At 34.5% G+C, this 13,924-nt stretch carries 10 protein-coding genes; 6 read left to right on the top strand and 4 right to left on the bottom strand.

From position 1 onward, the window contains the following. Positions 1-116: 116 nt before the first annotated feature. From pta to dnaK, 3 genes are all read right to left on the bottom strand, one after another. Positions 117-2,210 (bottom strand): phosphate acetyltransferase, encoded by a 2,094-nt coding sequence (gene pta, locus AC4FQ3_RS20970; RefSeq protein WP_491183158.1) that lies wholly within the window; start codon positions 2,208-2,210, stop codon positions 117-119. Between the two features lie 63 nt (positions 2,211-2,273). Next, positions 2,274-3,344 (bottom strand): magnesium/cobalt transporter CorA, encoded by a 1,071-nt coding sequence (corA, locus tag AC4FQ3_RS20965; RefSeq protein WP_491183157.1) that lies wholly within the window; start codon positions 3,342-3,344, stop codon positions 2,274-2,276. A gap of 194 nt (positions 3,345-3,538) precedes the next feature. Beyond that, positions 3,539-5,425, bottom strand: coding sequence for a molecular chaperone DnaK (dnaK, locus tag AC4FQ3_RS20960; RefSeq protein ID WP_073393672.1), 1,887 nt, complete (start codon positions 5,423-5,425; stop codon positions 3,539-3,541). A gap of 381 nt (positions 5,426-5,806) precedes the next feature. On the opposite strand from dnaK, the gene AC4FQ3_RS20955 reads away from it, so the two are divergent. The 6 genes from AC4FQ3_RS20955 to AC4FQ3_RS20930 all read left to right on the top strand — a co-directional run bounded on the left by AC4FQ3_RS20955 (position 5,807) and on the right by AC4FQ3_RS20930 (position 10,644). Further along, complete coding sequence (locus AC4FQ3_RS20955; protein WP_491183156.1) at positions 5,807-7,078, top strand: Na+/H+ antiporter; 1,272 nt, start codon at positions 5,807-5,809, stop codon at positions 7,076-7,078. A gap of 68 nt (positions 7,079-7,146) precedes the next feature. Further along, the gene (locus AC4FQ3_RS20950) at positions 7,147-7,857 is read left to right on the top strand and encodes a hypothetical protein (RefSeq protein WP_491183155.1); all 711 of its coding nucleotides are present in this window, start codon (positions 7,147-7,149) and stop codon (positions 7,855-7,857) included. A 220-nt stretch (positions 7,858-8,077) separates the two neighbouring features. Further along, complete coding sequence (locus AC4FQ3_RS20945; RefSeq protein WP_159438455.1) at positions 8,078-8,464, top strand: RDD family protein; 387 nt, start codon at positions 8,078-8,080, stop codon at positions 8,462-8,464. A 48-nt stretch (positions 8,465-8,512) separates the two neighbouring features. Continuing rightward, complete coding sequence (locus AC4FQ3_RS20940; RefSeq protein WP_491183154.1) at positions 8,513-9,538, top strand: saccharopine dehydrogenase family protein; 1,026 nt, start codon at positions 8,513-8,515, stop codon at positions 9,536-9,538. Positions 9,539-9,544: 6 nt separating this feature from the next. Continuing rightward, positions 9,545-10,132, top strand: a complete 588-nt coding sequence (locus AC4FQ3_RS20935; RefSeq protein ID WP_491183153.1) for a hypothetical protein — start codon at positions 9,545-9,547, stop codon at positions 10,130-10,132. 74 nt (positions 10,133-10,206) lie between these two features. Beyond that, on the top strand, positions 10,207-10,644 hold the full coding sequence (locus AC4FQ3_RS20930; protein WP_463461546.1) for an acyl-CoA thioesterase: 438 nt from the start codon (positions 10,207-10,209) through the stop codon (positions 10,642-10,644). 143 nt (positions 10,645-10,787) lie between these two features. On the opposite strand, the gene AC4FQ3_RS20925 is transcribed toward AC4FQ3_RS20930, so the two are convergent. Continuing rightward, on the bottom strand, positions 10,788-13,781 hold the full coding sequence (locus AC4FQ3_RS20925) for a LamG-like jellyroll fold domain-containing protein (protein WP_491183152.1): 2,994 nt from the start codon (positions 13,779-13,781) through the stop codon (positions 10,788-10,790). Between the last annotated feature and the right edge of the window lie 143 nt (positions 13,782-13,924).

Genomic DNA, 13,924 nt, shown 5'->3' with positions numbered 1-13,924 from the left:
GGATTGCTAAAGCAAAACGCGGATAAAAAACGGATTTTTTAAGATAATAACACAATATAATTCATAATTCATAATTCATAATTCATAATTCATAATTCATAATTCATAATTAATAATTAAAGTCCCTGCGCCTGAATTGCTGTAATTACAACTGTATTTATAATATCATCTACAGTACAGCCACGGCTTAAATCGTTAACAGGCTTGTTTAAACCTTGCAACATTGGTCCGATGGCTAATGCTCCGGTTTCTCTTTGTACGGCTTTATAGGTATTATTTCCTGTATTTAAATCAGGGAAAATAAGTACGCTCGCCTGCCCTGCCACTTCAGAATCCGGCATTTTGCTTTTTCCTACGGCGCGATCTACTGCGGCATCATATTGAATTGGCCCTTCGATTTTTAAATCAGGTCGTTTTTGCTTTACAATCTCAGTTGCAGCTCTTACCTTCTCTACTTCATCCCCTTTTCCTGATGAACCGGAAGAATAAGAAAGCATGGCAATTTTAGGTTCAATTCCGAAAGCTGAACTTGATTCTGCCGAAGAAATTGCAATTTCTGCCAATTGTTCTGCGGTTGGATTTGGGTTAATAGCACAATCTCCAAAAACAGAAACACGATCTTCCAGACACATAAAAAATACGGATGAAACTACAGATGAATTTGGTTTTGTTTTAATGAATTGCAATGCCGGCAAAATAGTATGTTGTGTTGTATGCGCGGCTCCGGAAACCATTCCGTCAGCGTGACCTTTATAGACCATCATGGTTCCGAAATACGAAACGTCTTCCATTAAATCTCTTGCCATTGTAATACTTACATTTTTGGCTTTTCGAAGCTCATAATAAGTATTGGCGTAATCTTCATAATTTTTTGATTCGCTCGGATTTATAATATTTACTTTCGAAAAATCAAATGTTATTCCGAGTTCTGTAACCTTACTTTCAATTTGTTTTTTATCACCAATAATGGAAATATCAACCACATCCATATCTAATAATCTTGAAGCGGCAATGATAATTCGATCATCATTTCCTTCTGGCAAAACAATATGTTTACGATGCTGTTTGGCTCTTTTCACCATATTGTACTGAAACATTTTTGGTGTCATTCCTTCCGGCACAAAAGTGATTAATCTTTCAGATAAGGCTTCGTTATCTACATATTTTTCGAATGTTGTAATGGAAGTTTCTATTTTGTGGGTGTTGTTGGCATAAATTTCAGATTTTATCGCACCAATTCGGTTTGTAATATGATACGTTCCGCCATCAACAGCAATAATTGGTACAATTGCAGAAAGTCCTTCAATAAGTTTTAAAATGCTTTCTTCCGGAACAATATTTCCCGTTAAAATAATTCCTGAAATAGTGGGATAATTTGCTGATTCATTGGCTTGTAAAGCACCTAAAATAATATCAGAACGATCTCCCGGAGTAATTACAAGTGCATTATTATGCAAATGCACTAAATAATTATGCAATTGCATTGCTCCCACACTAAAGTGCCCAATTTCATTGTTCAGATAATTTTCTCCAAATAAAACTTTGGCATCCAGTTCATTTACAATTTCCTGCATTGTTGGATTATTCAAACTTGAAATAAGCGGAATTGTATTGATTAAAACATTCGCAGGTAAACTTTTCTGAAGGCTTTTTGTAACCAGCTCGATATTTTCCGGCTGAACTTTATTAGCAAAAACCGATAGAACCTCAACTTCTTTTATTTTGAAAGAATCATAAACCAAATAAAGGCTGTCTACCAATTCTTCTAATGTTTTACCAACTCCTGAACCAATAATTATGGTAGGAATTCCGAGATTTTTTGCAATTAAAACATTCAAATCCAATTCGATTGAAGTTCCTTCTCCCGTAAAGCTTGTTCCTTCCACAAGAACAAAATCAAAACGTTCTTCCAGCTTTTTATATTTCTCAATAATAAGATCCAGAACCTCACCTATTTTCCCTTTATTTTTCTTCTTGATAAGTTTGCTTTTTGTAATGGCATATGCATCTTCAAACTTAATATCAAGGTTAAAATAAGAGAGAACAGTTTCGATATGATTGTCTTGTTCTCCATCGACGAAATCTTCAACTATAGGCCTAAAATAACCTACTTTAGCCGTTTTACCAATCAAAATGCTCATCAAACCGAGTGTAATAATCGATTTACCGCTATTTTGATCGCTTGTGGCTATATATATTGCTTTACTCATAGTTATTTATATTGATTCTAAACAAAGATAATCTAAATGAAAAATTTTCAACTGAAACAAACGTTAAAACCAACGTCTTTTTTTGAAATAAATGATAAGGGCAATTACCAATAAAAACATGGCTCCCATGACCATAAAATAGCCATTTCTGGCACGTAATTCCGGCATATAATCAAAGTTCATTCCATATACTCCCACAATAAAAGTAAGTGGAATAAAGATTGCAGAAATGATTGTTAGCGTTTTCATGATCTCATTCATTTTTCGGCTTTGTTCTGAAAAATAAAAATTTGAAGCGCTTTCTAATGAACTCATATCCGATTCAATTTGTTCTAAAAGCTCTAAACTTTTTTGATGCAATCTGATAAAAAAATTAAACGTATCTTTTTGAATGAGTTTATTTGTATCATCATCTTTAATCGTTTTCAAATAATACAATGAATCCCGAAGCGGTACAATGGCTCGCTTTAAAAAATTAAAATTATCACGATGATTTTCAATCTTTTCCAGAATAATCGGATCTGCTCCTTTTTTGGTCAAATTGATTAATTCTTCGATTTTATCCTCTTCGTCTTCAATTGTAATGTAAAAATTTTCCATTACAGCATCCAAGAGTAAATACAATAGATAATCGACTTTTTTTGTGCGAACAATTCCCGCATGTGTGCGAAGACGCTCTCTAATATGGGTGAAGAAGTCACTACGCTTTTCCTGAAATGAAATTAAAACTCCATCTTTTAGAATAAAACTCAATTGCTCAACTTTAAGTCCATCTGAATATTCAGAAGGCAGAAGCGATTTTATATTAAAGAATAAAACATCTTTTTGTTCTTCTAATTTCGTCCTTTTTGTTGTGTTTAAAATATCAGCTAATAAAAAGTCATCTAATTTAAAATGTGTACCAATTGTTTTGATTAATTCAATATCGTTTAATCCATGAATATTTAACCAATTATTTTTATTGTAATCAATGCAGGTATTTAAGGCGAAAACGGTAAATTTTTCATATTCGATAACATCGGCATCGTTATATACAAAAAGCTGCATTTCTGATGCGTGATCTTTATGAGACCCAGTATACTCTAAACTAGTATGTTGCAGTTTACGTCCTTTTTTGTATTTTATCTTTCTCATTCAAAATGATTTATATAGTAATATTACAAAAAAGAATCCGAACGGGAAATGACAATTGTCATTTTGTGAATTACCTAACAATCTATACTCATAAGACGAACTTCTGTGCGTGTTTACAATACACTACGTTCATTTATAACCACAAAAAAACCGGACTATCACTAGTCCGGTTTTTCATTATTGTTAAAGAAGAATTATTTTACTTCTTCGAATTCAACGTCTTCAACATTGTCACCTTGCGATTGCTCTTGTTGAGGAGCTGCTTGTTGACCTTGATCACCACCTTGAGCATACATAGCTTCTGTAGCTGTTTTCCAAGCTGCATTGATGTTGTCAAGAGCAGTTTGAATAGCTGGAATGTCTTGAGATTGGTGAGCCATTCTCAATTCAGTTAAAGCGTACTCTACAGCAACTTTGTGGTCGTCAGCTAATTTGCTTCCTAACTCTTTCAATTGAGACTCAGTTTGGAAGATCATTCCATCAGCTTCGTTCAATTTTTCAGCTCTTTCTCTTGCGATTTTGTCAGATTCAGCATTAGCTTCAGCATCTTGCTTCATTTTTTCAATTTCTTCAGAAGTTAATCCAGAAGAAGCTTCGATACGAATATCGTGAGATTTACCTGTTCCTTTGTCAGTAGCAGTTACTTTGATGATACCATTAGCATCGATGTCAAAAGCAACTTCGATTTGAGGAACTCCTCTTGGTGCTGGTGGAATACCATCTAAGTGGAAACGACCGATAGTTTTATTATCAACAGCCATTGCTCTAGCTCCTTGTAAAACGTGAAGCTCAACAGATGGTTGAGAATCAGAAGCAGTAGAGAATACTTGAGATTTTTTAGTTGGGATAGTTGTGTTAGCCTCAATTAAGATAGTCATTACACCACCCATAGTTTCGATACCTAAAGATAAAGGAGTAACGTCAAGTAACAATACATCTTTTACATCTCCAGATAAAACTCCACCTTGAATAGCTGCTCCAATAGCAACAACCTCATCAGGATTAACTCCTTTAGATGCTTTTTTACCAAAGAATTTTTCAACTTCGTCAGCGATTCTTGGCATACGAGTAGAACCTCCAACAAGGATTACTTCGTCGATATCAGATGTAGATAAACCTGCATCTTTTAATGCTTTAGCAACTGGCTCCATAGAACGTTTTACTAAAGTATCAGATAATTGCTCAAATTTAGCTCTGGTTAATTTTTTCACTAAGTGTTTTGGTCCAGAAGCAGTAGCAGTTACGTAAGGTAAGTTGATTTCTGTTTCAGCAGAAGATGATAATTCAATCTTAGCTTTCTCAGCAGCTTCTTTCAAACGTTGCAATGACATTGGATCTAAACGTAAATCAATACCTTCTTCAGATTTGAATTCGTCAGCTAACCAGTCAATAATAACCTGGTCAAAATCATCTCCACCTAAGTGAGTATCACCATTTGTAGACAATACTTCGAATACACCGTCTCCTAATTCAAGAACAGAGATATCAAAAGTACCTCCACCTAAATCGTAAACAGCAATTTTTTGATCAGTTCCTTTTTTATCTAATCCGTAAGCTAAAGCTGCTGCTGTAGGCTCGTTGATGATACGCATAACTTTAAGACCTGCAATTTCACCAGCTTCTTTAGTAGCTTGACGTTGTGCATCGTTAAAGTAAGCAGGAACAGTAATAACCGCTTCAGTTACAGTTTGACCTAAATAGTCTTCAGCAGTTTTTTTCATTTTTTGAAGTGTCATTGCTGACAATTCCTGAGCAGTGTATAAACGACCATCAATATCCACACGTGGCGTATTGTTGTCACCTTTTACAACACTGTAAGGAACTCTTTTTGCCTCTTCTTGAGTTTCAGCAAAAGTGTGTCCCATAAAACGTTTAATAGAAGCAATCGTTTTTGTAGGATTCGTTACCGCTTGTCTTTTTGCAGGATCACCTACTTTAATTTCTCCACCTTCAACAAAAGCGATGATAGATGGCGTTGTTCTTTTTCCTTCTGCGTTAGGAATAACAACTGCTTCGTTACCTTCCATTACAGAAACACAAGAGTTCGTCGTACCTAAGTCAATTCCGATTATTTTACCCATTTTTTATATATTTAATTTTGATATACATTTTATAACTCAGGTGGCATAAGTCAATCTTTGTGCCAATATAAAAAACCAAAGTAAATTGTCAGTTTCATGTCGGCGCAATAAAAATCATCTGACAACATGACATTTTCAAAACCTGACAATCATGGCATATCAGTACTTTACGTGTCATTATAAGGAGCTGTTTCCTGCTGTCCGCTCTATCTTTTTCTGGCTAAAGAAGCCAGAAAAAGGATGCCTCCCGAAGCTTCGGGACCATCAGGGCTAGAGCAATCGTTTTCATCAGAACATATCTTATTTTGACAGTTTAATGTCTTTCAATATTTTCAATTAAATTCCGAAATACTTACATTAGCATTTTTCTAAAATATAAAAATGGAAAACTATAGCATTATTATTTTTATACTCGCCATCGTAATTGGTCTCTCTGCATTTGCAGATAAAGTAAAATTACCCTACCCAATTCTTTTAGTAATTGCCGGAATCGCAATTGGTTTTATCCCTTCAATGGGCGAAATCGAAATCAATCCCGAAATTATCTTTCTGATATTTCTACCGCCACTTTTGTATGATGCTTCTTTTAATATTTCTCCAAAACATTTTAAAACAAACCTGGGTACAATAAGTAATTTGGCAATACCATTGGTTTTTCTAACCACATTTTGGATCGCAGTCGTTTCACATTATATGATTCCCGGCATGAGCTGGCCACTATCTTTTGTACTTGGTGCCATACTTTCTGCTACAGATGCCGTTGCAGCAGTAAGCATAACAAAAGGTTTAGGAATACCCGAAAAAACCATTACAATACTAGAAGGAGAAAGCCTTATTAATGATGCCTCAGCCTTAGTTGCGTATCGTTTTGCCGTGGCAGCCGCAATGGGCTCTGCGTTTATAATCTGGAAAGCCACACTTAACTTTGTATTATTATTAGGCGGAGGTTTTTTAGTTGGTTTTGTTATGGCAAAAATTTTATCTGTCATTCTTACCAAAGTCCATAAAAACACCAACGCTACAATTGGGTTTATGCTTTTAATGCCATTTGTAACGTATTTAATTGCAGAACATCTTCACGTTTCGGGAGTAATTGCTGTTGTAGTATTAGGTTTGGCTATTTCCCGTTTCAGCAATAAAATTTTTCCTCAAAACTTAAAAGACAGTTCAAAAAGCCTTTGGGACATTATTATTTTTCTTCTAAACGGATTAATCTTTATCCTAATCGGACTAAATTTTAGATATATCCTAAAAGATATTGATAATGAGATGATTTTACCATACATTGGTTATGCACTTATTATTACTATTGTAGCATTATTAACAAGAATGGTAAGGATATTTTTTCAGAAATCAAGTCTTCAAAAAAGTTTCCTGAAGAATGACAAAAAAAGACGAAAAGTAAGCGAACACGCCTTACTTGATACCAAAAATAGTTTCATTATCAGCTGGTCCGGAATGCGCGGGATTGTTTCTCTTGCAATCGCTTTAGGTTTGCCAAAATTCCTCGAAGATGGCACTCCTTTTCCCCAACGAAATGCCATAATATTTATTTCCGTAGCCGTTGTTCTTTTAACGCTTATCGGGCAAGGACTGACACTTCCGTGGATTGTAAAAAAGCTAAACTTAAAAGAAGAAGAGCAAAAAGAATAACAATTTGCAAATAACATATAATACAATTTTAGCTACATTAGCGTTCCATTAACAAAACCAAAAACCTAATGAAAAAGTTACTTGTATTTGCATTTTCTTTTCTAATTTATTCAAATTCATATTGCCAAAAAACCGAATTGAGAGTATCTCTGGATTCAGGACTTTCTTCTTTTACCGGAGAAAGCACAGAATCTTCTTCGTCTATAAATCTTTATAACAACTCAGATTCAGGATATACAAACAATCCTTATGGCTCAAAAAATGTACTTTCTTACGGCGTTTCTGTAAATTTAAAAAGAGTAACAAAAGCTAATCTTATATATGGGATTGGTTTAGGGTACGAAAACATAGGAAGTAAAACTTCGATAAACTCTATATCTGTGTATGATGAAGTAAATAGTTATAGCGTTCCTGCTTCCGGAAAAACTATTATGAGTAGCAATACCATAAATGCAAATCCTTTTATAGGATATCGTTTTAATGCATTAAAATTACCAATTGATTTAGTCGCCGGTTTTGATTTCGCCAGTATTTTAAACACTAAAGAATGCGGAGACGCAACTGATGAAGACGGAAATAAATATACAACTTCTATAGACAGAAAAACAATAAGTACCGATTTTCGCCCGAGGATTCAGGTATCAACAGATTATAAAAAATTTGGGGTTTATCTGGGATATTCTTTCGGATTGCTAAATTATATGGAAGGATATGTTGGAGGCACAAATACCGTATATTCTAAAATTTTTAGATTTGGAATAACATATCAGGTTTTTTAAGAAAATAATTTTACAAACAAGAAAAATAAATATAATGGATCAGGAATTAGAAAGCCAATTTAACGAATTTGAAAAACCTCCTGTCATCAGAAGAAAACTTTTGCCCTTATCGGACAAGGGCTTACTTTGCCATGGATTGTAAAAAAATTAAATTCAAAACAAGGAACCTGAAAATTAATTACATTCGTTAAAAAAACATATGAAAGAAAAATACCCTTTTATGATAGAAAGAATACAATCAATACTAATTGATTCTGTTTTAATAATAGCATGTATGATTATTTTTTCTGATGTTTTATCTAACTTTAAAAATGTACCAGATACATTAAGAGCTTTTTTATTGATCTCTCTTTTCTTATACGAACCTATTGCAACAACTTTTGGCGGAACAATTGGTAATAATATTAAAGGAATCAGAGTTCGTAAAATTTCGAATGAAGATCAGGGAATTAATTTTTTCCAGGCATTAATTCGTTACTTTTTTAAGCTTTTATTAGGTTGGCTTTCGTTTGTTTCAATATTCTCAAGTAGTAAAAACAGAGCTCTTCATGATATCATAAGCGGAACCGTAATGATTAAAATTCAGCCAATATCAGTAAAAAATTAAATTTAAAGATAATCAGCATTATTTAAATATATTAAACTTATTTAATCGATGGAAAACAGCATTGCAATTTACGGCGCTTACGGACATACCGGAAAATTCATTACAGCCGAACTTCAAAGGCAAGGCTACAAATTAGTTCTTTCCGGAAGAGATTATGAAAAGTTATTATATCTACAGCAACAATATCCGGATTCAGCGATAAAAGCTGCAGATATTAGTGATTCAAAATCATTAGACGAAGCATTTTCCGGAACAAAAGTTATTATAAACTGCGCTGGTCCTTTTTTAGACACGGCAGAACCTATCATTCAATCGGCTTTGCGATTAGGAATTCATTATATAGATTTAAGTGCCGAACAAAAAGCAGTTTTAGATGTATTTGAAAAGTTTTCAGAAAAAGCAAAATCAAGCAAAATTTCAGTAATTCCTGCCGTTGCTTTTTACGGCGGATTGGCCGATTTATTAAGCACTGCCATAACTAAGGATTGGGACACAATTGACGAGATAAATGTTTACATTGGCCTGGATTCCTGGCATCCTACAAAAGGAACAAGATTAACCGGAGATAGAAATCATTACACAAGATTAACCTTAAAGGACAGCCGTTTACAGGAACTCCAGCCGAGTACTCCAATACAGTGGGATTTTAAAAATCCAATCGGAATTAAAGATGTGGTGGCTTTGCCTCTTTCAGAAATCATTACAATCTCGCGTCATTTGAAAGTGAATTCCATTAATACTTTCCTGAGCCAAAACTCATTAGATGATCTTCGAAATGCAGAAACTCCGGAACCAAAACCGACCGACGAAAAGAACAGATCATCTCAGCTTTTTTGTTTAGAAGTTGTTGCAACAAAAGACAATACAAAAAGAACTATTTTGGCACAAGGTCAAGATATATATGCCGTTACAGCACCATTGGTTGTTGAAACTGTAAACAGAATATTATTAGGGAAATTAAAGAAAACCGGCGTAACAACAGTTGGTGAAGTATTTGACGCCTCTGATTTTTTACAATCGTTAAATGAAGATGACATAACAATTTCAGTCATTGAAGAATCAAAATTAAAATAATTTATAATGCCTAAGTTTATATTTCCGTTTGTCTTTCTTTTTTCAGTAATGCTTTCTGCTCAAAATAATTTCACCAAAGAAATTACAAAAGTAAAAGGTGATTTAAATAAAGACGGTTTAATTGATTATGTTCAGGTTTTACAAGATACTGTAAGTGAAACCGCACCCTATAAACTCGAAATTTATTTCGCAGAAACCAATGGTACTTTCAAAAAAATAATTTCTACAATCAAAGCAATAGATCCGCAATTTCCAGAAGGGAAAAACGGTTATTACAACGGAAATTCTTTTTATGAAATAACAATTATAAAAGGAATTTTAAGCATTCATAATGAACTTATCCGCGGAAATTTTGAACACAAATTCAGATATCAAAACGGAAATTTTGAGTTAATCGGTTTCTCCCAGGTATATTCTGACGGCCAGGGAACAATGGGAATGATTGATTTTAATCTTTCAACGGGAATCAGAATAAAAACAACAGAACCTTACGGCGAAGATGATTTTCCGAAAACCAAAAACCAAACGAAAATGATGATTCGGCCGTTGCCAAAACTACAGGATTTTACGCCTTTTAAAACAGAGTATTTTTAAGATTTAACTTTTCAAAAAAGTTGCCTTTGCTTTTTTATTTGTAATTTCGATTTTCATAAAATTATAAATAAAAAATGGCTTCATTTATTAAACAAATATCTTTTCGCTGGTCAGATCTTGACCCTAATTTTCATGTTCGTCACAGTGCTTATTACGATTTTGGTGCACAGCATCGTATCGAAATCCTGGAAGAATTAGGCTTAACTTTAAGAGTAATGCAAACGCAGGGTTTTGGTCCTGTTTTATTTAGAGAAGAATGTGTTTTTAGAAAAGAATTAAAACTTTCTGACAAAATATTCATTCATACTAAAACATCAAAAATGAAAGCCGATGCTTCGCGCTGGTCTATCATTCACGAATTTAGAAAAGAAGACGATACACTTTGTGCCGTAATTACTGTTGATGGTGCGTGGATGGATACGAAATTGCGTAAATTAGCTTCTCCAACGCCGGAAATTGCTATCGAAGCTTTAAGTATTTTCCCGAAAAGTGATGATTTTGTTGGACTTTAAAAATAAATAAAATTTAAAATCCAAAAACATAACCTCAATTATGTTTTTGGATTTTTTTGATCTTAATTATTCCAGATTGTAGAAATATATTGCGCTCCAACGGTTGAAACCGTTGGCTATGTTAACAGATTTTTATTTCATTCTTATTCTGCCACAATTTTAAAAGTTCTGTTTAAATCTTCCGAAGAAACATTCAAAACATACATTCCTGCTATTTTTCTATTCGAAATATTCAAAGCAAAAAGTCCGTTTCCATCAGAAGTAATTTTTTCTTTCAGAATAATTTTCCCTGTCATATCGCTCAAAGTTGCCGTTGCATAAGACGATGCATGATCCGGAATATTAATGAAAATTTGGTCTTTCACGGGATTTGGATATACAATTCCTGCATTTTTATGCTGGCTAAATTTTTCGGTACTTAAAAATTCCTGATTAAACAATCCCAATACTTCAGTGGCATTTAAAGGATAATTAAATATCTGAAGTTCATCAAATTGCCCCTTGTAAGGCGCGGGCGCAGTTCCTGATGCAAGTTCCAATTCTCCGATATTTCCAATTATTAAATCCGTTTCTTCAGAAATTCCGGTTACGGCAGATTCATCCAATTCAGCAGAAAATACGCCATTGGTATAAATTCTCATTTTATGAGCAAGAACATCTCTCATAATAACAACATTTACCCAATCGTCTGTAAAATATTTGGCTGCGGCTGTTGTTACTTCTTTTTTCGTTTTATCATCATCAATCGCAAAACGCAAGAGTCCGCCCTTTATTTCTATATTATATCTTCTGCCGGTTGCTCCTGTTGTTGTGTTTTTGGTAAACGAACCTTTGCACAAAACATAAATACTCGTCGCCGAAGAACCTGGCAATAAAGCCGGAGCCGCTTTCATCCAAAATGAAATCGTAAACGAACTTTTATCAAACAATAAATGATCCTGATTTGGAATCCTCACCATAACTTTATCATTTGTCGATGTTGCAAAATCAATCGCATTATTTGCTTTTCCGCTCACTCTTACATTGGCATTATCAAAAGCAACATCCAAAGTGCCATGATTGGTATAAGATGTAATATCCGTAATTTGTTCTCCCTGAGAAACAGTTTCTTTAAACGGCCAATGACCAACAATACCCGGTGTAAGTGCGCGAAAACTCCACACATCGCCCGTTGCTGTTCCTTTATCATTTACGGCATCGATTCTCCAATAATAATTTACTGCCAAATTTAAACCCGTAACCTGATAAGATGGATTTGCAGTATAAGCAACATCTCCTAATTTGGTTAAGTTTAAAGAATCTGTGCCAAAATATACAGCATAGTTTACTGTATTTGAACTCCCACTCCATTTTAAAGTCAAGTTACCGCCCGACAATTCAGCATTAATAAATCCCGAATCCGGATTTGGAGCTGTTGCCTTAGTTGGTGCTAACGGAATTGGCGGTGTAGTTAATGATGTAGTTTCATAAACTGATGATTCAGTACTGTTTGTTGCTTTAACACGATAATAATAGGTAGTATTTGGCACTAAACCCGTATCGTTATAACTTGTAATATTAGCACCTAATGTAGCAATTACTATAAAATCTGTGCCATTTATTGAGCGCTCCACAACATAATGATCTTCATTTGTAGTTCCATCAATCCAGTTAACTGTTAAAGAACTGGCCACCGGAATTTCTGTCGATTCTACATTGGTAAAATTAATATTCGATGGCGGAATAATAAAAGAGGATGGTGTTTCATTCGTTAATCCGTTAATGTAAACTTCAATATTCAGATAAGGCGCCTGCGATGTACTAACCAATAAAGCATCGGCAAGGTTTTTATTCAATCCATTTGCATCTTCCCAGGCATCCGGCATTCCGTCATTGTCAGTATCCAAAGGAGCCGGAGCCCCGTAAACATGACCTGCACCGCCGTTAATAAATCCAAATTGGGTCGTCAAATCTGTTTGAACATAAACATAAGTTGCCGTTGTTCCTTTCGACATCAAATCAGAAATCATTAAATCATCAACCTGGTCACGTCTTGGATAAGAAGCCCCAACATCTGAAACTATTTTATTATAAGCATCCTGAGCGCTTAAAGTAGTGTTCTTCATTGGATAATCATAGGGAGTTGATAATATCGTAGAAATATCACCTGTAGGATATCCGGTTAAATCTGCGGGAACCAAAGTTCCGTTTAAAACCCCATCTTTATTGTTATCGAAGTAATTTCCGGATCCGTATAAGGAGAAATTATTGTTACCGCGGTTAAAAGGTGTTGAAAGTGAATTGCTTGTATTTGGTCCGCCAATAAAGTAATTGTTGATAATGTTTACATCAGAACTTCCTGCAGAATCTCCTCCCATAATATAAGCATCACCAGATTCAGTATGTCCGTATGTATTACCATAATTTCCCCAATTGTAAACCACATTATTTACAAACTCATTAATTCCCTTAATTTTATTATTTCGTGTTTTATTGCAGATATATAAATTTCCAATCAAACTTATTTTTCCGCCCGAAGGCTGTATTAATCCTCCCGCCGAATGATTATGACGATGCAATCCCTGACCAATAATAGAATTCTGAATCGTAATATTATCGGGACTCACCCCTTTACTATCCCAGTTTATCGAAAAAACTTCATCGGTTCCCCAGGTAAAAGTCATGTGATCAAAAATCATATTGGCGCCATTTGCAAGTCCCGATGCATCCTGATTTTGGGCAGTTCCGCCATACCGAATTCTAAGGTATCTGGCAATCGTATTATTGGCTCCTGTAAAAGTTACTCTTGGTCCTAAAAAAACAATTCCCTCGCCTGTTGCAGTTTGTCCCGCAATCGTCGTATTACTTGCCACAACAATCTGAGTTTGCAAGTTTACAATACCTCCAACCTTAAAAATCACAAATCGTCCTTCCTGACTAACGGCATCACGAAACGAACCCGGACCGCTGTCGTTTAAATTGGTTACCAAATAAATTTGAGGATTTGCAGCCCCTCTTGCTCCTGTTGTAAATCGCCCAAAACCAGTAGCTTCAGGAAAAGCTAATGTTTGAGCCTGCAGATTAACGAAACTGTTAATAAATCCGAAGATCATAAATAATTTAAGTAAAAACTTAAATGGTTGGTTACTTTTTTTCATAAATTTTGGTTATATGTTAGTATAACTAATTTACTTATAAGCTCAAAAGAGACCATCCTGTCCTATCCTGCTTTACCACGCTAATTATCAATTAATTATAATTCTAAAACCAGCAAAAAAAATATTTTTTAAAGCAAAAGTCT

The sequence above is a fragment of the Flavobacterium sp. AK-345 genome (assembly GCF_058310175.1).
Note: the sequence above shows the minus strand (reverse complement) of the source record. Positions and strands in the feature narration are given on the sequence as shown.

Excerpts from the sequence above, each read along its gene's own strand:
- AC4FQ3_RS20935 (WP_491183153.1), top strand. The coding sequence starts at position 9,545 with ATGCCTAAGTTTATATTTCCGTTTGTCTTTCTTTTTTCAGTAATGCTT.
- dnaK (WP_073393672.1), bottom strand. The coding sequence starts at position 5,425 with ATGGGTAAAATAATCGGAATTGACTTAGGTACGACGAACTCTTGTGTT.
- AC4FQ3_RS20925 (WP_491183152.1), bottom strand. The coding sequence starts at position 13,781 with ATGAAAAAAAGTAACCAACCATTTAAGTTTTTACTTAAATTATTTATG.
- corA (WP_491183157.1), bottom strand. The coding sequence starts at position 3,344 with ATGAGAAAGATAAAATACAAAAAAGGACGTAAACTGCAACATACTAGT.
- AC4FQ3_RS20950 (WP_491183155.1), top strand. The coding sequence starts at position 7,147 with ATGAAAAAGTTACTTGTATTTGCATTTTCTTTTCTAATTTATTCAAAT.
- pta (WP_491183158.1), bottom strand. The coding sequence starts at position 2,210 with ATGAGTAAAGCAATATATATAGCCACAAGCGATCAAAATAGCGGTAAA.
- AC4FQ3_RS20940 (WP_491183154.1), top strand. The coding sequence starts at position 8,513 with ATGGAAAACAGCATTGCAATTTACGGCGCTTACGGACATACCGGAAAA.
- AC4FQ3_RS20945 (WP_159438455.1), top strand. The coding sequence starts at position 8,078 with ATGATAGAAAGAATACAATCAATACTAATTGATTCTGTTTTAATAATA.
- AC4FQ3_RS20930 (WP_463461546.1), top strand. The coding sequence starts at position 10,207 with ATGGCTTCATTTATTAAACAAATATCTTTTCGCTGGTCAGATCTTGAC.
- AC4FQ3_RS20955 (WP_491183156.1), top strand. The coding sequence starts at position 5,807 with ATGGAAAACTATAGCATTATTATTTTTATACTCGCCATCGTAATTGGT.